General features: G+C 71.6%; 14 protein-coding genes. 8 read left to right on the forward strand and 6 right to left on the reverse strand.

Translation table 11 applies throughout. The features are described 5' to 3' along the window. The first annotated feature begins 230 nt into the window (after window positions 1-230). Window positions 231-1,667, forward strand: coding sequence for a DHA2 family efflux MFS transporter permease subunit (locus tag G5C51_RS06535; RefSeq protein ID WP_165233188.1), 1,437 nt, complete (start codon window positions 231-233; stop codon window positions 1,665-1,667). 15 nt (window positions 1,668-1,682) lie between these two features. Here the strand turns inward: G5C51_RS06535 and G5C51_RS06540 are convergent, their stop codons facing one another. Next, complete coding sequence (locus G5C51_RS06540) at window positions 1,683-2,396, reverse strand: FadR/GntR family transcriptional regulator (RefSeq protein ID WP_165233191.1); 714 nt, start codon at window positions 2,394-2,396, stop codon at window positions 1,683-1,685. Window positions 2,397-2,571: 175 nt separating this feature from the next. On the opposite strand from G5C51_RS06540, the gene G5C51_RS06545 reads away from it, so the two are divergent. From G5C51_RS06545 to G5C51_RS06560, 4 genes are read left to right on the forward strand one after another with little or no spacing between them, the layout of a single operon-like run. Then, window positions 2,572-3,816, forward strand: a complete 1,245-nt coding sequence (locus G5C51_RS06545; RefSeq protein ID WP_165233194.1) for an aminotransferase class V-fold PLP-dependent enzyme — start codon at window positions 2,572-2,574, stop codon at window positions 3,814-3,816. Then, complete coding sequence (locus G5C51_RS06550) at window positions 3,813-5,126, forward strand: ABC transporter substrate-binding protein (protein WP_206313518.1); 1,314 nt, start codon at window positions 3,813-3,815, stop codon at window positions 5,124-5,126. The genes G5C51_RS06545 and G5C51_RS06550 overlap by 4 nt, the downstream gene beginning before the upstream one ends. A gap of 2 nt (window positions 5,127-5,128) precedes the next feature. Next, entirely contained in the window at window positions 5,129-6,118 is a 990-nt protein-coding gene (locus G5C51_RS06555) for a carbohydrate ABC transporter permease (protein ID WP_165233196.1), read from the forward strand. Continuing rightward, on the forward strand, window positions 6,115-6,951 hold the full coding sequence (locus G5C51_RS06560) for a carbohydrate ABC transporter permease (RefSeq protein ID WP_165233198.1): 837 nt from the start codon (window positions 6,115-6,117) through the stop codon (window positions 6,949-6,951). The genes G5C51_RS06555 and G5C51_RS06560 overlap by 4 nt, the downstream gene beginning before the upstream one ends. A gap of 5 nt (window positions 6,952-6,956) precedes the next feature. Here G5C51_RS06560 and G5C51_RS06565 read toward each other — a convergent pair whose 3' ends face one another. Next, window positions 6,957-8,657 carry an AMP-binding protein gene (locus tag G5C51_RS06565; RefSeq protein ID WP_206313519.1) on the reverse strand — a complete coding sequence of 567 codons (1,701 nt, stop codon included), beginning with the start codon at window positions 8,655-8,657 and terminating at the stop codon, window positions 6,957-6,959. A 201-nt stretch (window positions 8,658-8,858) separates the two neighbouring features. Between G5C51_RS06565 and ccrA the strand changes: the two genes are divergently transcribed. From ccrA to G5C51_RS06580, 3 genes are all read left to right on the forward strand, one after another. Beyond that, the gene (gene ccrA / locus G5C51_RS06570; RefSeq protein WP_165233202.1) at window positions 8,859-10,184 is read left to right on the forward strand and encodes a crotonyl-CoA carboxylase/reductase; all 1,326 of its coding nucleotides are present in this window, start codon (window positions 8,859-8,861) and stop codon (window positions 10,182-10,184) included. A 31-nt stretch (window positions 10,185-10,215) separates the two neighbouring features. Then, window positions 10,216-11,514 carry a lipase family protein gene (locus G5C51_RS06575; protein ID WP_338118034.1) on the forward strand — a complete coding sequence of 433 codons (1,299 nt, stop codon included), beginning with the start codon at window positions 10,216-10,218 and terminating at the stop codon, window positions 11,512-11,514. Between the two features lie 159 nt (window positions 11,515-11,673). Continuing rightward, window positions 11,674-12,876, forward strand: a complete 1,203-nt coding sequence (locus G5C51_RS06580; RefSeq protein WP_165233206.1) for a PucR-like N-terminal domain-containing protein — start codon at window positions 11,674-11,676, stop codon at window positions 12,874-12,876. Between the two features lie 9 nt (window positions 12,877-12,885). Here the strand turns inward: G5C51_RS06580 and G5C51_RS43990 are convergent, their stop codons facing one another. From G5C51_RS43990 to G5C51_RS06600, 4 genes are all read right to left on the reverse strand, one after another. Further along, complete coding sequence (locus G5C51_RS43990; RefSeq protein WP_206313520.1) at window positions 12,886-14,193, reverse strand: phosphatase PAP2 family protein; 1,308 nt, start codon at window positions 14,191-14,193, stop codon at window positions 12,886-12,888. Window positions 14,194-14,273: 80 nt separating this feature from the next. After that, on the reverse strand, window positions 14,274-16,343 hold the full coding sequence (locus tag G5C51_RS06590; protein WP_165233212.1) for a dipeptide ABC transporter ATP-binding protein: 2,070 nt from the start codon (window positions 16,341-16,343) through the stop codon (window positions 14,274-14,276). After that, window positions 16,340-17,218 carry an ABC transporter permease gene (locus G5C51_RS06595; RefSeq protein WP_165233215.1) on the reverse strand — a complete coding sequence of 293 codons (879 nt, stop codon included), beginning with the start codon at window positions 17,216-17,218 and terminating at the stop codon, window positions 16,340-16,342. Before G5C51_RS06595 ends, G5C51_RS06590 begins: the two co-directional genes overlap by 4 nt. Next, on the reverse strand, window positions 17,215-18,162 hold the full coding sequence (locus G5C51_RS06600; protein ID WP_165233218.1) for an ABC transporter permease: 948 nt from the start codon (window positions 18,160-18,162) through the stop codon (window positions 17,215-17,217). The genes G5C51_RS06595 and G5C51_RS06600 overlap by 4 nt, the downstream gene beginning before the upstream one ends. Window positions 18,163-18,165: the final 3 nt, after the last annotated feature.

Genomic DNA, 18,165 nt, shown 5'->3' on the forward strand with positions numbered 1-18,165 from the left:
GGGATGGCTGGCGGGGGACATGGCGGCTCCAACGTCGTCCTTGAGCACTTCGGCGCGCGAGGCCGGGCGCGGGCGGGACCTCGGTGAATCAGGTTCCGCTCCGGAGCTACTCACGGGTTAGAGGGCGGAGTGACAGTCGGGGCGGCGGTGCTTGTCAACGCGGGCACAAGGGTGCGGGCGGGTGCGGAAGCTAGCCTTCAGGCGCACTGCGCGTACGTGAGGAGGTGCGGGTGACCGGGGCGCGGCAGTTCGCGGTGATGGCGATGATCGCGGTCGCCGGCTTCATCACCATGCTGGACAACACGGTGATCAACGTCGCCCTCCCGACGCTGCAGCAGGAACTCGACCTGTCGCTGAAGGACCTGGAGTGGGTGGCGACGTCGTATGTGCTGAGCTTCGGGGCGCTGCTCCTGGTCGGCGGCCGGCTGGCGGATCTGGTGGGGCGGCGGCTGGTGATGGTCGTCGGTCTGGTGATCTTTACCGTCTCGGCGACGCTGGCCGGAATGGCCGGGAACGGGACCGAGCTGATCGCGGCGCGGACGGTGCAGGGCATGGGCGCGGCGCTGGTGATCCCGGCGTCACTGGCCATCGTCGCCGGCGATCTGCCCAAGCACCGGCGCGGGCTGGCCATCGGCGTGTGGACGGCGGCGCTTGCGGTCGCGCTGGCGCTGGGCCCGATGACCGGGGGCATCATCACGGACCACTGGGGCTGGGAGTGGGTCTTCTACAGCAACCTCCCGTTCGGGGTGGTGGCGCTGGTGCTGGCGGTAGCGGTGCCGAAGGCGCCGCGGCCGGACAAGGGACTGCTGAAGACGCTGGACCTGCCGGGGGTGGTGCTGTCCACCGCGGCGCTCTACTTTCTGACGTACGCGCTGGTGGAGGGCGGGACCCTCGGCTTCACCAAGTCACCGGTGCCGCAGTATCTGCTCGCGGCGGCAGTGTGCGCGGTGCTGTTCCTGGCGGTGGAGTCGCGGACGTTCCTGCCGCTGGTCGACCCGGGGCTGTTCCGCAACCGGTCGCTCAGCGGCGGCACGGTGGCCCAGATCCTGTGGGGCATCGGCATGAACGGGGTGTTCTTCTACACGGCGCTGTATCTGCAGCGCATCCTCGAATTCTCGCCGACGAAGGCTGGCTTGGCCTTCCTGCCGCTGGCGGGGGCGCTGCTCGTGACGACGCCGCTGGCCGAGTGGCTGGCGAAGGTGGCCGGCGCACACCGGGTGATCTCCGGCGGCCTGCTGCTCGTGTCGGCGGGGCTGTTGTACGTATCGAATCAGGGCCTGGACGCCACCTACGGCTCGCTCCAGCCGGGCCTGATCCTCATCGGCATCGGCTCGGCGCTGGCGACCCCCGTGACGGTGCGCTCGCTCGACGGCGTCCCACGGACCCGTACCGGCATGGCCTCGGGGGTGGTGAGCGCGGCCCGCGAGGTGTCCGGGGTCTTCGGCGTGGTGCTGGTCGGCGTCGTGCTCACCCGCAAGGAGCAGTCGGGCCTCGAGTCGGGGCTGCTGCCGCACGAGGCGTTCCTGCGCGGTTACGACGCGGGGCTGCAGCTCGCGGCGGCCTGCGCGCTCGCGGGCGCGGTGGTCACGGCGATCACGCTGCGCCGCTCCGGGCGCCATCGCAAGCCGGAGGTGCGGCCGGCGAACCGGCGGGCGCAGCACGTGTGACCGGCGCGCCGCGCGTCAGCCGGCGGCCGTCCCCGGCACCCCCTCCTCCTCCACGGGCGGCATGAAGGCGCGCAGCCAGCGCTCGGTCTGGGCGACGTGGGCCTCGGCGGCGCCGGCGGCCGCGCCCGGATCTCGGTCGGCGATCCCGGTGGCCATCAGACGGTGGTCGGCGTCGCTCTTCTGCCGCATCTCCGGGCCTTCGGGGAGCGTGAAGACCTGGTACTGGCGGGAGCGGGCGCGGAAGACCGACAGCAGGGACGCCAGGGTGGGGTTGCCGCCGATGCGGGCGATCTCGGCGTGGAAGCGGTGGTCGAGCTCGGACGCCTTCGTGGGGTCGTCGGTGGCCTCCATCTCCTCGATGAGCGAGAACAGCGTCTCGACCTCCTCCGCGCTGCGGCGCGCGGCGGCCTTCGCCGCGACATGCGCCTCCAGCACCCGCCGGATCTCGTAGATCTCCAGCAGCCCCGGCAGCGGCAGCAGTTCGAACGTCAGCAGCAGGCTGCGGATCACATCCTCGGGACGGAGCTGGGAGACATACGTGCCCGAGCCGTGCCGCGGCTCGACCACGCCCAGGGCGGACAGCATCCGCACCGCCTCGCGCAGCGGGCCGCGGGAGACGCCGAGTTCCTCGCAGAGGTCGCTCTCGGGCGGGATGCGCTCCCCCGGGCCGAGGCGGCCCGTGGCGATCATGTGCCGTAGGCCGTGGAAAGCCTTCTCTACTGCGGACATCCGTCACCTCTCATGGGTGCACTGTAGCGAGCCGGATGCTGGACAAGTCATCGGATGACGCACGATCCCTCCCCAAAGTCGTCTGATGACTTTTGCATTTCAACCCTTGCAGAGCGCGAAACGACCATGCCAGGATGCCGAGTCATCATACGAGTTCCGACGAATGTGGAGTCACGTGAGCGACTCGGAGGCCATCGCGGCCCCTGCCCCGCTGCTGCTCGCCGACGGCCGTCCGGCGGCCGACGCGTGGTCGCTGGACCCCGGCATGCGGCACCTCAACCACGGTTCGTTCGGCGCGGTCCCGCTCGCCGCGCAGGAGCGCCAGCTGCTGCTGCGGGCGGAGATGGAGCGCTCCCCGGTGGTGTGGTTCCCCGCGCTGCCGGACCGGATCGCCGCCACCAGGGCCGAGATCGCGGCCTTCCTCCGGGTCGCGGCCGACGATCTCGCCCTCGTGCCGAACGCCAGCGCCGGCGTCAGCGCGGTCTTCGCCTCGCTCCCCGAGCACCGCGGCGGCGAGATCGTGGTCACCGACCACGGCTACGGCGCCGTGACCATGGGCGCCGAGCGGCTGGCCCGGCGCTGGGGCGGCCGGGTCCGCACCGCCCGGGTGCCGCTCGACGCGGGTCCCGAGGAGGCGTACGAGGCCGTGGCCGCCGAACTCTCCCCGGCCACCGGCCTGATCGTGATCGACCACATCACCTCCCCGACCGCCCGCCGGCTGCCCGTCGCGAGCATCGGCGCCGAGGCCCGCCGCCGCGGCATCCCGCTGCTGGTGGACGGCGCGCACGCGCCCGGCCTCATCGACACCCCGCTCGCCGGAGTCGACTGCGACTTCTGGGTCGGGAATCTGCACAAGTGGGGCTGCACCCCGCGCGGCACCGCGGCGCTCATCGCGCGCGGCCCGCTGCGCGAGCGGCTCCATCCGCTCATCGACTCCTGGAGCGCCGCGGAGCCGTACCCCGACCGGTTCGACCAGCAGGGCACTTTGGACGCCACCGGCTATCTCGCCGCGCCCGTCGCCCTCGACTTCGTCGAGCGCAGCTGGGGCTGGTCCGCCGCCCGCCGGTACATGGACGACCTGGCCGGCTACGGCGCCGCGGTGATCGGCGCCGCGGTCGCGGAGCTGACCGGCGAGAGCTCGGCCGTCGACGTCGGCATGCCGGTCCCCGGCATGCGCCTGGTGCGGCTGCCCGACGGCCTGGCGAACGGCCGCATCCAGGCCGACGAGCTGCGCGACCGGGCGGCGAGCGAGCTCGGGGTCGAGGCCGCCTTCACCGCGTTCGGCGGCGTCGGCTATCTGCGCCTGTCCGCCCACGTCTACAACACCCCAGCCGATTACGAGTACTTCGCCGAGACCTGCGTCCCCGTCCTCGGCACCTGGGCCCGCGCCGCCCACGACAAGGAAGAGGTCAGCTCATGACAAAGCCCGTGAAGTCAGGGACCGCGGCGGTGGCCCTCGGCACGGCCGCCGTGATGGTCATGTCCGGTTGTTCCGCCATGGGCGGTGGCTCCGGCGGCACGGTCACCCTCAACATGGTCGAGAGCCTGACGAACCCGACCCGCACGGATCTCCTCAAGGACCTCATAGCGGACTTCGAGGAGCAGCACCCCAAGGTCCAGGTCAACCTGATCTCGCCGCCCACCGAGCAGGCCGACCAGAAGATGCAGCAGATGCTGCAGTCCGGCAGCGGCGTGGACGTCCTCGAGGTCCGCGACCTCACCGTGGGGCCGTGGTCCACCAACGGCTGGCTCTACGACATGAAGAAGGACCTCGACGGCTGGAAGGGCTGGAAGGCGATGACGGGCAACGCCGTCAACGCCGGCGAGTTCATCAAGGGACACACCTACTTCGTCCCGTACGGCTTCTACGGGCTGAGCCTCTTCTACCGCACCGACCTGATCAAGGAGGCTGGCTTCAGCAAGCCGCCGGCCAGCTGGGCCGACCTGGAGAAGCAGGCCGCGAAGATCCATGACCCGGCGAAGCGCCGCTATGGCTACGCCTTCCGCGGCGGCGCCAATGGCAACAGCAACGTCACCGCCGCCATCTCGGCCTATGTCGCCGACAGGATCGACCCCGAGAACGGCTACCAGCTCAAGGACGGCAAGACCATCTTCTCGGCCCCCGAGGCCCAGGACGCCGTCGACATGTACTTCAAGCTCTTCAAGAAGGCCTCCCCCAAGTCGTCCGTCTCCTGGGGCTACCCGGAGGTGGTCGAGGGCTTCTCCAACGGCTCCACCGCCTTCCTGCTGCAGGACCCCGAGGTCATCGCCACCGTCCGCGAGTCCAAGGCGGTCACCGAGAAGCAGTGGAACACCGCTCCGCTGCTGACCGGGCCGAGCGGCAAGACCGTGCAGCCGCTGGCCACCGCCGGCTGGGGCATCGCGAAGGGCAGCAAGCACAAGAAGGAGGCCGTCGAACTGGTGAAATTCCTGTCCGAGGGCAAGGCCTCGACGACCTTCTCGAAGAAGAACAGCCTGGTCCCGATCCAGAAGGCCGCGGCCTCCGACCCCTTCTACAAGACCGGGCCCTGGTCCAGCTACGTGACCATGACCAAGAACCCGGAGAAGTACCAGAACGTCGTCCAGCCGCGCAGCGTCGCCTGGTGGACCGAGTGGGAGCAGAAGGCCGACGCCGATGTGCAGAAGGTGCTGCTCGGCAAGATGACGCCGAAGCAGCTGCTCGCCGAGTGGGACTCCTTCTGGACCGAGAAGTGGAAGCAGGAGAAGTAGGCATGCCCGCCTCGTCCGCACACACAACGGCGGCGAAGGAACCGGCCGCGGCGCGCCCCACGCATCCGAAGGGCGCGCCGCCCGCCCCGGGCCGCCGCAAGCGCGAGTTCACCACCCGCCGCGGCCTCGTCATCGCCGCCTATATGGCCCCGGCCGCGATCTTCGTGGCGATCTTCACGTACTACCCGATGGTCGCCGGCAGCCAGATGGCGTTCCGCAACTGGAAGCTGGCGGACCTCACCGACACCTCGTGGGTGGGCCTGAAGAACTTCCAGGACGTCTTCGCCGACCCGGCCTGGGGCACGGTGCTGACCAACACCGGTGTGTGGGTGGTCGCGTCGATCGTGCCCCAGCTGGTGATCGGCTTCGCGCTCGCGCTGTGGCTGCGCCGCCGCTTCCGCTTCCGCGGCGTCTACCAGGCGCTGATCTTCTTCCCCTGGGCGATCTCCGGGTTCCTCATCGGCATCCTCTTCCGCTGGCTGTTCAACGGCGAGTTCGGCGTCGTCAACGACCTGCTGCAGAAGGCCGGGATCATCGACGAGCCGATCGGCTGGCTCTCCGATCCGCAGACCGCCATGGCCGCGGTGATCGTCGCCAACATCTGGTACGGCGTCACCTTCTTCGCGATCATGATCCTCGCCGCGCTGCAGTCGATCCCCGACGAGCTCTACGAGGCGGCCGCCCTGGACGGCGCGGGCAAGGCCAGGACGCTGTTCCGGATCACTATCCCGTACATCCGCACCACCCTGGCGCTGACCGTGCTGCTGCGGGTGATCTGGATCTTCAACTTCCCCGACCTGATCTTCGGCATGACCGGGGGCGGGCCGAACAACGAGACGCACATCGTGTCCACCTGGATGATCAAGATCACCCAGCAGGGCGACTACGGCCGGGCCTCCGCCATCGGCCTGCTCATCGTCGCCGGGCTGCTGCTGTTCGCGATCTTCTTCCTGCTGGCCACCCGTGAGCGCAAGGAGGCGAGGTCGCGATGATCGGCAGGGAGACCACGGCCGGGCGGGCCGTGAAGTTCACCTTCCTCGGCCTGTGGCTGCTCTTCACGATCTTCCCGCTGTACTGGATCGCGATCACGTCGCTGAAGGCACCCGGCGACATCTTCGCCTACCCGATCTCGTACTGGCCGGAGACCTTCTCGCTGGAGAACTACCGCGGCCTGTTCGGCAAGGCGAACTTCGGCACGTACCTCACCAACAGCATCATCGTCGCGACCGTCGCCGCCACGGTGGCCACGGCGGTCTCGATGCTGTCGGCGTATGTGCTGGCCCGCTTCGAGTTCCGTACGAAGTCCGCGCTGCTGATGGCCGCGCTGGTCACCCAGATGATCCCGGCCTTCATCGCGCTCGGCCCGCTGTATCTGCTGATGACCGACCTGCAGATGGTCGACAACCGCTTCGGCCTGATCCTCGTCTACATCGCCGTCTACATCCCGTTCTGCACGGTGATGCTCCGCGGCTTCTTCGAGAACATCCCGGACGCGCTGGAGGAGGCCGCCATGATCGACGGCCTCTCCCGCTTCGCCACCCTGTTCCGGGTGCTGCTGCCGGTGATGCGCCCCGGGATCATCGCCGCCTTCATCTTCAACTTCGTCAACTGCTGGAACGAGCTGTTCCTGTCGGTGACGCTGATGAACAGCGACGACACCAAGACCATCCCCACGGCGCTCAACGGCTTCATCTCCAGCTTCAACATCGACTGGGGCTCGATGTCGGCGGCCGCCGTGCTCACCATCGCCCCCACGATGCTCCTGTTCGCCTTCGCCAGCAGGCACATCGTCCAGGGGCTCACCGCCGGCGCGGTCAAGGGCTGAGGAGATTACGGGACTTCGCGCAGGAAGCGCCGCACCACCTTGCCGAGCTGATTGCGCGGCAGCGGATCCGTACGGAAGACGACCTCCGTCGGGACCTTGAACTCCGCCAGCTGCCCCGTGCAGTGCGCGATCAGCTCCGGCTCGCCCAACGCCGCGCCCTCGCGGAGCACCACGACCGCCGTGACCCGCTCCCCCGCGCGCTCGTCGGGGGTGCCGATGACGGCGACCTCGGCGACCGCGGGGTGTTCGGACAGCACGGCCTCCACCTCGGACGGATAGACCGTGAAGGCGGCCGTGTTGATGATGTCCCGCTTGCGGTCGATGAGGGTGACGAAGCCGTCCGGGCTCATCACGCCGACGTCGCCGGTGAGCAGCCAGCCGTCGCCGGGCAGCGCCCGCGCCGTGTCCTCCGGGTCGTTCCAGTAGCCCGCGAAGACCTGCGGGCCGTGGATCGCCAGCTCGCCGGCCTCGCCGTCGGGCATCGTCTGCGACGGGTCGTCCTCCCGTACGATCCGCGCCCGGGTGCCGGGCAGCGGGACGCCGACGGTGCCGGCGCGGGCGTTGGCGTTCAGCGGGTTCGCCAGCGCCACCGGTGAGGCCTCCGTCAGGCCGTAGCCCTCGACCAATACGCAATGCGCCGTGTCGCGGAAGCGGTCGGCGGTGTCCGGGGGCAGGCGCATGGCTCCCGAGACGCAGAATTTCAGGCTGCGCAGCGCCTCCAGTTCCCGTTCCGGGCGGTCCAGGAGCTCCTCGTATACGGGCGGGATCGCCGGCAGCAGCGTCGGGCGCCAGCGGCGGGCGGCCCGCAGCAGCAGCTGGGTGTCGGGGACGGGCAGCAGCACGGTCCGGGCGCCGGCGAGGATGGCGGCGGCAAGGCCGAAGGTGAGGCCGTAGACGTGGAAGTACGGCAGCACCGCGATTCCGGTCTCGCGGCCCGGCTGCAGCTGCGGGTACCAGGCGGTGACCTGGTGGGCGTTGGCGACGAGGTTGCGGTGGGTGAGGCAGGCGCCCTTGGGGGTGCCGGTGGTGCCGCCGGTGTACTGCAGCACGGCGGTCGTCGTCGGGTCCAGCCGCGGGGCGTCCCGCAGCGGTGGGCGGCGGGCGACCTTCCGGTACGGCACGGCGTCGGCGCCGGCGGGCAGGCCGGGCGACAGGCGGGCGCGCAGGGTCTGGATGCGCTCGAGGGGCAGGCGCACCAGCAGCCGCAGCCACCAGGGCAGCTCCTCCGCGAGACCGGTCGTGACCACGTGCCGCAGGGCCGTGAACTCCCGTACCGCCGCCATCCGTTCCCATACGCCCTCGAAGGCGACCGCGACGACCGCGCCGCAGTCGGCGAGCTGATGGCGCAGCTCGCGCTCGGTGTAGAGCGGGTTGACGGGTACGGCGACCGCGCCCGCGCGCAGCGTGCCGAAGAACGCGACCGCGAACTGCGGGCAGTTGGGCAGCACCAGCGCCACCCGGTCGCCGGGTTCGACGCCGAGCCGGCGCAGCCCGGCGGCGAAGCGGTCGGCGGCGCGCTGCAGCGCCCGGTAGCGGATCCGGCGGCCGAAGAAGACCAGCGCGGTGCGGCCGCCGTGGTCGCGGGCCGCATCGTCGAGGAGCGCGGTGAGCGGGACGTCGGGGATGGCGACGCGGTGCGGGACGCCTGCCGGGTAGAACCGCAGCCAGGGCGCCTGGCTTTCGGCGGCAGCCACGTCGCTCGGCACATGACTCCTTTCGCGCCGGCGCCCGCCGCCGGCATCCGCATGGTCGCGCAGGCCGCGCGCACCCGTCTTGTCAGCGGGCCCACAGGCCGCGTGGTGCCCGTTGTCCCCCTGCTGACTATCTGGGTCGCGCGCCGCGTTCCTACTCTCCCGCAGCAGACCCGAAAACGGCCCCTCTCGGTAGGGGCCAGGAGAGGGGACACCATGGATGCCCTGGCAGAGGCCGTCGTCGCAGGAGCACCCCGGGAGACCCTGACCCGGATCCCGCTGCCGGACACGTACACCGCCGCTCATCTCAGAGCCGCCGACGTCGGCCTGTTCGAAGGCGTGGAGGACAAGGACGTACGCAAGTCGATCCACGTCGGCGACGTGCCGATGCCGGAACTCGCCCCGGACGAGGCCCTGGTGGCCGTCATGGCGAGCGGCATCAACTACAACACCGTCTGGTCGGCGACCTTCGAGCCGGTCCCGACCTTCGCCTTCCTCAAGCACTACGGCAAGCTGGACCGCTGGTCGGCCCGCCACGACCTGCCGCACCACGTCCTCGGCTCGGACGCCGCGGGCGTGATCGTACGGACCGGGGCCGGGGTGCGCCGCTGGCACGTCGGCGACGAGGTGGTGGTCGCCACCGCCTATGTCGACGACGAGGATCCGGCCACGCACTGGGACGGCATGCTCGGCGACACCCAGCGCGCCTGGGGCTTCGAGACGAACTTCGGCGGGCTCGCCCACTACGCGGTCGTGCGCGCCAACCAGCTGCTGCCGAAGGCGCCGCACCTGACCTGGGAGGAGGCGGCGGCGAACCCGCTGTGCGCGGGGACGGCGTACCGGATGCTGGTCAGCGAGCGCGGGGCCCGCTTCAAGCAGGGCGATGTGGTGCTGATCTGGGGGGCGGCCGGCGGCCTCGGCGCGTATGCCGCGCAGTTCGTACGGAACGGGGGCGGGATCGCGGTCGGTGTCGTGTCGGCGCCGGAGAAGGCGGAGCGCGCGAAGGCCATGGGTTGTCATGTCGTACTCAACAGGCAGCAGTTGGGTCTCACCGGCAACGAGCCACCGGATCCGGCCACCGCGGGCAAGCGGCTCGGGAAGCTGATCCGCGGCGCCGTCGGCGAGGATCCGCACATCGTTTTCGAGCACGTCGGCCGGGCCACCTTCGGCATCTCCGTCTTCGTGGTGCGCCGCGGCGGCACGGTCGTCACCTGCGGCTCGTCCACCGGCTACCAGCACGAGTACGACAACCGCTACCTGTGGATGCGGCTGAAGAAGGTCATCGGCAGCCACGGCGCGAATCTGCAGGAGCAATGGGAGACCAACCGGCTGATCTCGCTCGGGCATGTGCGGCCCGCGCTGTCGGCCACGTACCCGCTGTCGGAGACCGCGGAGGCCTCACGCCTCGTCCAGACCAACCGGCACACCGGCAAGATCGGCGTCCTCGGCCTGGCCCCGCGGTCAGGGCTCGGGGTGTCCGACGAGGCCCGGCGGGCCGAATTGGGCGGCGATGCCATATCGCCGCTGCTCACGCGCCAGTAGGCGCAGTCACCCTCGCCAAGGAGCCGTATCCGTGAAGCACCGCACCCCTTTACGAAAACGCCTCACCGTCGGACTGGCGGCCGCCGCATTGCTCGGCGCCGGACTCAGCGTGCCCGCACTGACCGCCGGCGCCGACGAGCCCCGGGCCGCCGCGAGCTGCGGCGCCACCGACGCGCAGATCTACACCCCGCCCGGCAGCGCCCCCGCCTCCCCCGGCACCGTGATCGCCTGCCGTGAGACCAAGCTGCCCGAGGTCCCGGGCAACATCCCGATGAAGGCCTGGAAGGTCCAGTACAGCTCCAGCGACAACCAGGGCAAGCCGGTCGCGGTCTCGGGCACCGTCGCCGTACCGGAGAAGACATGGACCGGCGGCGGCCCGCGGCCGGTGATCGCGTTCAACCCCGGGACCCTGGGCCTCGGGCCGCAGTGCGCCTTCTCCAAGCAGTTGGCGGGCGCGTACCAGGACATGTACGAGGGCGACAACATCGCCGCGGCGCTCAAGGCCGGTTACGCGGTCGCCGCCACCGACGGCGCCGGCTATCTGAACGGCCAGACCCACCCGTACGTCTCCGGCCTCGACGCCGGTCACGCGCTCCTCGACATCGCCCGCGCGGCGCCCGGCGTCCCGGGCAGCGGGCTGGGCAAGGACGCGCAGGTCGGGCTGTGGGGCTACTCCGAGGGCGGGCAGGCGAGCCTGTGGGCCGCGCAGCTCGCGGGCAAGTACGCGCCGGAGCTCAAGGTCGCCGGGGTCGCGTCCGGTGGCGTGCCCGGCGATCTCAAGGTGGTGGCGAAGGGCCTCAACGGCGGCCCGTTCGCGGGCTTTGCCGCCGACGCCGTCATCGGCCTCGCCGCCTCGCATCCGGCGATGCCCTTCGACGAGCTGATGAACGACCAGGGCAAGGAAGCGATCAAGAAGGCCAAGTCGCTCTGCCTGGCGGGGACGATCGCGCAGTTCGCCTTCAACAAGATCGACAACTTCACCAAGGACAAGCTCACCCTCGACCAGCTCTACGCGCTCAAGGGCACCGACGGCAAGACGTGGGGCCAGGTGGTCGACGAGCAGAAGCTGGGCGTGGGCATCGGCCCGGCCGGCTCCGGCGCCACGCACCGGATCGCCTTCCCCACGTTCCAGTACCGGGGCCTGCTCGAGGAGGTCATCCCCATCGAGACCGAGGACGCGACCCGGCAGGCGTACTGCAAGGCGGGCATCCCGGTGAAGTGGAAGACGTACGCCGGTGAACACCTGACGACCGACAATATGGCGTCGGGAGACGCGGTCGCCTTCTTCGGTTCGCGGTTCCAGGGAAAACAGCCCGAAAACAACTGCTGAGCGATTTCTGACAGACCGTCAGGTCAGGGCCCCTCCTTGTCATACGCGTGACAAGAAGGGGCCCTCCGCTTTTGCCGCCGCTACAACGACTCGCACCCTTGTGCGGCGTTACGGTTCCTTCACGCCAAAGATCTAGCGGCGCGGAAGGAGCGAAACAGCGTGAGCGTCAAAGAGCTGCCAGTGCGCGAGGCCTTCGCCCGGATGCCCCCGGATGTCGCCGAGACCCTGCGCCCGTATCTGCCGCTGATCTCCGAGGACGTGGTCGCGGAGATCCAGCACGAGGTCCCGGAGTACGCCCGCCCGGACGATGCCACCTACATGGCCAACCTGCGCACCGGCGTCGAGCAGGCGCTGTCGCTGTTCCTCGACCGCATCGGCCGCCCGGCCGCGGGTGCGGCGGAGGTGACCGAGACGTACGAGGCGATCGGCCGGGGTGAGGCGTACGAGGGCCGTACGCTCGACGCCTTCCAGAGCGCGCTCAGGCTGGGCGCGCGGGTGGCGGTGCGGCGCTTCAACGAGGTGGCGGACATCTCCGCGCTGCCGGACTACGCGCCCGCGGTGCTGGTCGAGGCGGTGTTCGTGCACCTGGACCAGATCGCCGCGGCCGCCACCGCCGGTTACGCCGAGGCGCAGCTGCACGCCGCCGGGGAGCTGCAGCGCCGCCGCGACCGCCTGGTCGAGATGGTGACCTCGCAGCCGCCGGCGCCCGAGGAGGCCGTGGTCGACCTCGCGCACGCCGCCCGGTGGCCGGTGCCCGCCACCCTCGCGGTGATCGTGGTGGACCGGCCGCCGGAGGGGCCCGCGCCACGGCCGCTGCTGCCGCCGGAGTTCCTGACCCGCTTCGACGCCTGGCCGGGCCGGATCGTCGTCCCCGACCCCGAAGGGCCAGGGCGCGCCCGCGACATCGAGCAGGCGCTGCGCGGCCACCGCGCCGCGCTCGGGCCGACGGTGCCGCTGACGGACGGCGGCCGGTCGCTGCGCTGGGCGACGGCGGCCTTAGGGCTGGCGCGGCGCGGCATCCTGCCGGACGAGAAGGTGGTGCGCTGCGCGGACCACCTGTCGGTGCTGCTGCTCTTCCAGGACGAGTCGATGGCCGACGCCCTCGGCGACGAACTCCTCGCCCCGCTCCGGCAGATCCGCAGCCCGCACCGGGAGCGGCTCGCCGAGACGCTGCTGTGCTGGCTGCAGTGCGGCCGCAACGCGAGCGAGGTGGCCGCTGTGCTCGGCATCCATCCGCAGACGGCGCGCTACCGGCTCAGACAGCTGGACGAGCTCTTCGGCGCGCTGCTGCAGGACGCGGACGCCCGCTTCGAGCTGGAGCTGGTGCTGCGGGTACGGCAGCTGCGGCTGCCGGCCGCCTGAGCGTACGGATCACAGCGGGCAGGCACCGTGGTGGGTAGGACCTGAGGTGTAGAGGAGCTTGCCGGCCAGGATCTCGGCGGCCAGGTCGCGGCCCATCTCCAGCCCGGCCTGGTTGCTGAACTCGAAGTGGCTGCCGCCGACGACCCGGGAGCGCCCGGCGTCCGCGGCGGCCGCCGAGAAGCTGTCGAAGGTGCGCTCCATCGGTCGGCCGGTGGCCGGATCGGTGGGGGCGGAGTCGGTGACGTGGGTGAAGGTGCGGCGGTCCGCGCAGAAGTAGCCGGCGAGGACGGCGGCCGCGGCGCTGCTGAACGAGCTGTGCCCGGAGACGTATTCCGGCGTGCTGCCGGGGCTGCCCGCGCGCGCCTTCCAGTCGGCGTCCTTGTCGGTGTACGGGTTGCCGTCGGTGTCGGCCTGCTGGATCGCCGTTTCCGGCCGCCAGTGGCGGAAGGCGTACTTGGTGCGCACCGTCGGGATCGAGACATCGGAGAGGGTGGCGCCCAGCAGCGCGAACAGGCGTGCCTTCGCGGGCAGCGACCGGCCCGCGGAGACCTCCAGGGCGATCTTCAGCCACTCCCCCGGCGGCTGCGCCGAGCCGGCCGGCAGCGACCAGTACTGGTAGTGGGCGACCTTGGCGGGGTCGTGGATGCGGATGTCGCCGATCAGGGCGACCTCGGCGAAGGCGGCCGCGTAGTCGAGGCCGGCGAGGGCGGGCGGCCCTGGCGCCACGTAGCGGCCGGGATCGGCGACCGCGAACGGGGCCATGGCGCGGTACTGCACCCCGGACCACGCCGACGGGAAGACGCCGGGCCCGGTGCCGCCGGGCTGCGACTCGACCGGGCGGGAGCCGTCCGCCGCGCGGGTGTCGACGACGTAACTGCCGACCGTCGCGCCCCACTTGCGGCCGGCGGTCACGCGTGGGCTGTCGCCGAGCTCGGCGAGGTCGGCTGCGAGCTGCGTGTCGAACTGGGCGGCCCGGTCGGGGTAGAGGCGGGTGAGGACGGCGTGCGCCGCGGCCACGGCTGCCGCGTGCTGATCGCCGTATCGTGGCGCGCCATCGGGGGCCCGCAGCAGATGGGCGCGGTCTCGCCTGTCCCGGTGCGCGGCGATCCCGTTGACGGCGTCATACAGGGCGGCGTTCACCATCGCGTACGAGCGGGCCGCGTCGGCGTCGCTCGCGCGGGTGGCCCGCACCGATTCAAGTGCCAGGCCGTTCCAGGTGGCCACCGGATCGAGGTCCTGAGCCGCAGCCGTGGCGGGCAGCACACCTCCCGTCACGGCGAGAAGTAACGCGCACACTCCGACGACGAGTCTCTTCACGGCGCACCTCGCAAGGGCCATCCGGCAAAGCCCCCAGGCTAGCCACGCCGCGGCACCTTAACCCGGGGCCACATGGGCCACTACGCGTCCGGCAGCAGCTCCTCCGCGAAGTGGCACGCCGCCGCCCGCCCCGGCCCCAGCTCGCGCAGCACCGGCGCCTCGGTGACGCACCGCTCGCGGCCCTCGCGGTGCTGCGGACCGATCGGGCAGCGCGGGTGGAAGCGGCAGCCGCCCGGCGGGTCGAGCGGGCTGGGCAGGTCGCCCGTGAGGGCGGGGCCGCGTTCGTCGCGGCGCTCGGCCGTGGCCGCGTCCGGCTCCGGTACGGAGTCGATGAGGCTGCGGGTGTACGGGTGCAGCGGCGCGTCCACGACGGGAACCGCCGGGCCGGTCTCGACGACCGTGCCCAGGTACATCACGGCGATCCGGTCGCTGAAGTACCGCACCAGGGACACGTCGTGCGAGATGAAGACATAGGCGAGCCCGCGCTCGGCCTGGAGCTCGTCGAGCAGGTTCACCACCTGCGCCTGCAGCGATACGTCCAGCGCGGACACCGGCTCGTCGCAGATGATCACCTCCGGGTCCACGGCGAGCGCCCGCGCGATGCAGATCCGCTGCAGCTGCCCGCCGGAGAACTGCCGCGGCCGCCGGTCCAGCACGTCCGCGGGCAGCCCCACGGCGTCGAGCAGCTCGACGCACCGCTTGCGGCGCGCCTCGCGGTCCGGCTCGATGCCGTGCACGATCATCGGCTCCTCGATCAACTGCCGCACGGTCCGGCGCGGGTTGAGGGAGGCCTGCGGGTCCTGGAAGATCATCTGGACGGTACGGCGGAAGTCCCCGAGCCGCCTGCCGGAGAGCCCCGTGACGTCTCGGCCGGCGGCCCGCACCGTGCCCGACGTCGGCTCGTCGGCCCGTACCAGCAGCCGGGCGAGCGAGGACTTGCCGCAGCCGCTCTCGCCGACGATGCCGAGCGTCTCCCCCGGCGCCACCGACACCGAGACCCCGTCCACGGCCCGTACGACGCCGGCGCCTGACCGGCTGAACAGGCGGGCGCGGACGCGGTGATGCCTGGTCAGGTCCGTGCCGTCGAGCGCGGCGGCCACGGCCGCGCCGTCGCCGTGCTCCGGGCGGATGGCGCGCGGCAGCAGCTCGGCTGCGGAGGTCGCCTCGCCTGCCGGGGCCGGGTTCCAGCAGGCCGCCTCGGCGCCGTCGGCGCCCATCGTCTCAAGTGCCGGATCGTCCGTCGCGCACCGGCCGACCGCGCGCGGGCAGCGTGGGCGAAAGGCGCAGCCCGGGGCCGGGTGCGCGGGGTCGGGCGGGCCGCCGTCGATGACCGGAAGGCGGCGGTCGAGGCGGGAGGACATGTTCGGCACGGACTCGATGAGCGCGCGGGTGTACGGGTGCCGGGCCGCGGTGAAGACGGCGGGCACGCGGGCGCGTTCCACGATCCGGCCCGCGTACATCACCGCGACCTCGTCGCACACCTCGGCGACCACGCCGAAGTTGTGGGTGACCAGGACGACGGCGGTGCCGAACTCCCGGTTCAGGCGGGCGAAGACCTGGAGGATCTGGGCCTGCACGGTGACGTCGAGGGCGGTGGTGGGCTCGTCGGCGACCAGCACCTCCGGGTCGCCGCACATCGCAAGGGCGATCATCATGCGCTGCCGCATGCCGCCGGAGAAGGCGAACGGGTAGTCGTGGTAGCGGCGTTGCGGCGCCGGGATGCCGACGACGCGCATCAGCTCCAGGGCCCGGTCGCGCACCTGCTGCCGGTCCAGGTCGGGGCGCTTGGCGTGCAGGGTCTCCTCGAGCTGGGCGCCGACCTTCATCACCGGGTCGAGGGAGTTCATCGGGTCCTGGAAGACCATGGAGATCTTGCCGCCGCGCAGCCCGGCGCGCTCGGCCTCGCTCATCGCGAAGACGTCCCGCCCGTGGAAGGTGACGGTCCCGGACTCCACGGTGCCGGGGTCGCGCACCTCCCCCAGCATGGCGAGCGCGGTCACGGACTTGCCGGAGCCCGACTCCCCGACCACGGCGAGGGTTTGCCCGGCCCGTACGTCCAGGTCGACGCCGCGTACGGCGTGCAGCCGGCCGCCGGGCGTGGTGAAGGCGATGTTGAGGTCGCGGACCTGGATCACGGGGGCGGCGGTCATCGGGCGGCCAGCTTTCGGTTCAGGGCGTCGGCGAGGAGCGTGAAGCACAGCACCAGGGCGGAGATCACGACGAGCGGGCCGATGGCGTAGAACGGCGACGAGGTCAGGAACGTCAGGCTGGAGCTGAGCAGCCCGCCGAGCGAGGAGTCCGGCGGCCGCACCCCGAGCCCGAGAAAGCTGAGGCCGCCCTCGATGAACACCGCGGTCGCGCAGGCCAGGGAGGTCTGGACGAGGACGACGTCGAAGCAGTTCGGCAGGATGTGCCGGACGTAGAGGCGCCAGGGCCGCACGCCGGTGACCTTGGCGGCGAGGACGTAGTCGCGGGCGGACTGGGAGCGTACGGCGCCGCGCAGGACCCGGCCGATCATCGGCGCGGCGGCCACGGCGACGGTCACGATGACCGCGGTCAGCCCGGCGCCGAGCAGGGCGGCGAAGGCGATGCCCATGATCAGCGCGGGGAAGGCGAGGACGACGTCGAAGAGCCGCTGGGTGGGGGTGTCCGTCCAGCGGCCCGCCGAGGAGAAGAGGCCGAGCAGCCCGCCCGCGAGCAGCGCGAGCGGCACGGCGGCGACGATGACGAGCAGGCTCACCCGGATCCCGGCGAGGAGCCGGGCGAGGAGGTCGCGCCCGAGTTCGTCGGTGCCGAGCGGGTGGGACCAGGAGGGCGGGTCGAGGGCGGTCGCGGAGGCGAGTTCGTTCGGGCCGTACGGGAGCAGCGGTGGCACGATCAGCGCTGCGAGGAGCAGCAGGGCGAGCACGCCCGCGCTGCCGCCGATCGCGGGGGTGCGCAGCAGGTCGCCCAGGCCGGTGGCGCGCTTGCGCTCGGGGGCAGCGGCCGCCGCAGGTAGGTGGACGTCTTCCGTCAGCTCACTCATGTCCGCTCCCGTACGCGTGGGTCGATGACCGCGTAGACGACGTCGCTCAGCAGCTGCAGCGCGATGAAGACGGTCACGGCGAGCAGCAGCAGCGCCTGGACGAGGGGGTAGTCGCGGGCGCTCGCGGCCGTGACGAGGGTCTGGCCGAGGCCCGCCCAGGCGAAGATGGACTCGACGATGACGGCGCCGCCGAGCAGGTGCCCGATCTGGATGCCGAGCACGGTGACGACGGGGCCGACGGCGTTCGGCAGTCCGTGCCGCAGCACGAGGCGTTTCGCCGACAGGCCGCGCATCCGGGAGGCGAAGTAGTGCTCCTCCTGGAAGACCCGCTGCAGCGAGGCGGTGAGGAAGCGGGCCAGGACGGCCGCGGCGGGCAGCGCCAGGCAGATCGCGGGCAGCAGCAGGAACTGGAAGCCGGCTACCGGGTCGTCGAAGACGGAGACGTAGCCGCCGGGCGGCAGCAGCCGCAGGCCGACGGAGAAGATCAGCACCAGCACGACGCCGGTGACGTACGGCGGCACGGACAGCATCACGACGTTCAGCCCGGACAGCAGGGACCGCAGCCGGCCGGTGCGGGCGAGCGCCTGGGCCAAGCCCAGCGGGAAGGCGATGAGGACGGCGAGCAGCAGCGCGCAGAGCGTGAGCGTGCCGGTGTTGCCGAGGCCGCGCATCACCAGGTCGGAGACCGGTGCCTTGCTGACGAAGGAGGTGGCGAAGTCGCCCTGCAGCGCGTCGCCGAGCCAGGAGAAGTACTGGGCGGTCAGCGACCGGTCGAGGCCCATGTCGTGGCGTACGGAGGCGATGACCTCGGGTCCGGCGTCGGGCCCGGCGACGGTGGCGGCCGGGTCGCCCGGGGCGAGCCGCAGCACGGCGAAGACCGGGATGGTGGCGAGCAGCAGCACGATCACGGCGGACGGCAGCCTGCGCAGCACGTAGCGGAGCATCCG

Source organism: Streptomyces coryli (genome assembly GCF_011044975.1).
Taxonomy (GTDB): domain Bacteria; phylum Actinomycetota; class Actinomycetes; order Streptomycetales; family Streptomycetaceae; genus Streptomyces; species Streptomyces coryli.

Excerpts from the sequence above, each read along its gene's own strand:
- G5C51_RS06540 (WP_165233191.1), bottom strand. The coding sequence starts at position 2,396 with ATGTCCGCAGTAGAGAAGGCTTTCCACGGCCTACGGCACATGATCGCC.
- G5C51_RS06550 (WP_206313518.1), top strand. The coding sequence starts at position 3,813 with ATGACAAAGCCCGTGAAGTCAGGGACCGCGGCGGTGGCCCTCGGCACG.
- G5C51_RS06555 (WP_165233196.1), top strand. The coding sequence starts at position 5,129 with ATGCCCGCCTCGTCCGCACACACAACGGCGGCGAAGGAACCGGCCGCG.
- G5C51_RS06560 (WP_165233198.1), top strand. The coding sequence starts at position 6,115 with ATGATCGGCAGGGAGACCACGGCCGGGCGGGCCGTGAAGTTCACCTTC.
- ccrA (WP_165233202.1), top strand. The coding sequence starts at position 8,859 with ATGGATGCCCTGGCAGAGGCCGTCGTCGCAGGAGCACCCCGGGAGACC.
- G5C51_RS06590 (WP_165233212.1), bottom strand. The coding sequence starts at position 16,343 with ATGACCGCCGCCCCCGTGATCCAGGTCCGCGACCTCAACATCGCCTTC.
- G5C51_RS06595 (WP_165233215.1), bottom strand. The coding sequence starts at position 17,218 with ATGAGTGAGCTGACGGAAGACGTCCACCTACCTGCGGCGGCCGCTGCC.
- G5C51_RS06600 (WP_165233218.1), bottom strand. The coding sequence starts at position 18,162 with ATGCTCCGCTACGTGCTGCGCAGGCTGCCGTCCGCCGTGATCGTGCTG.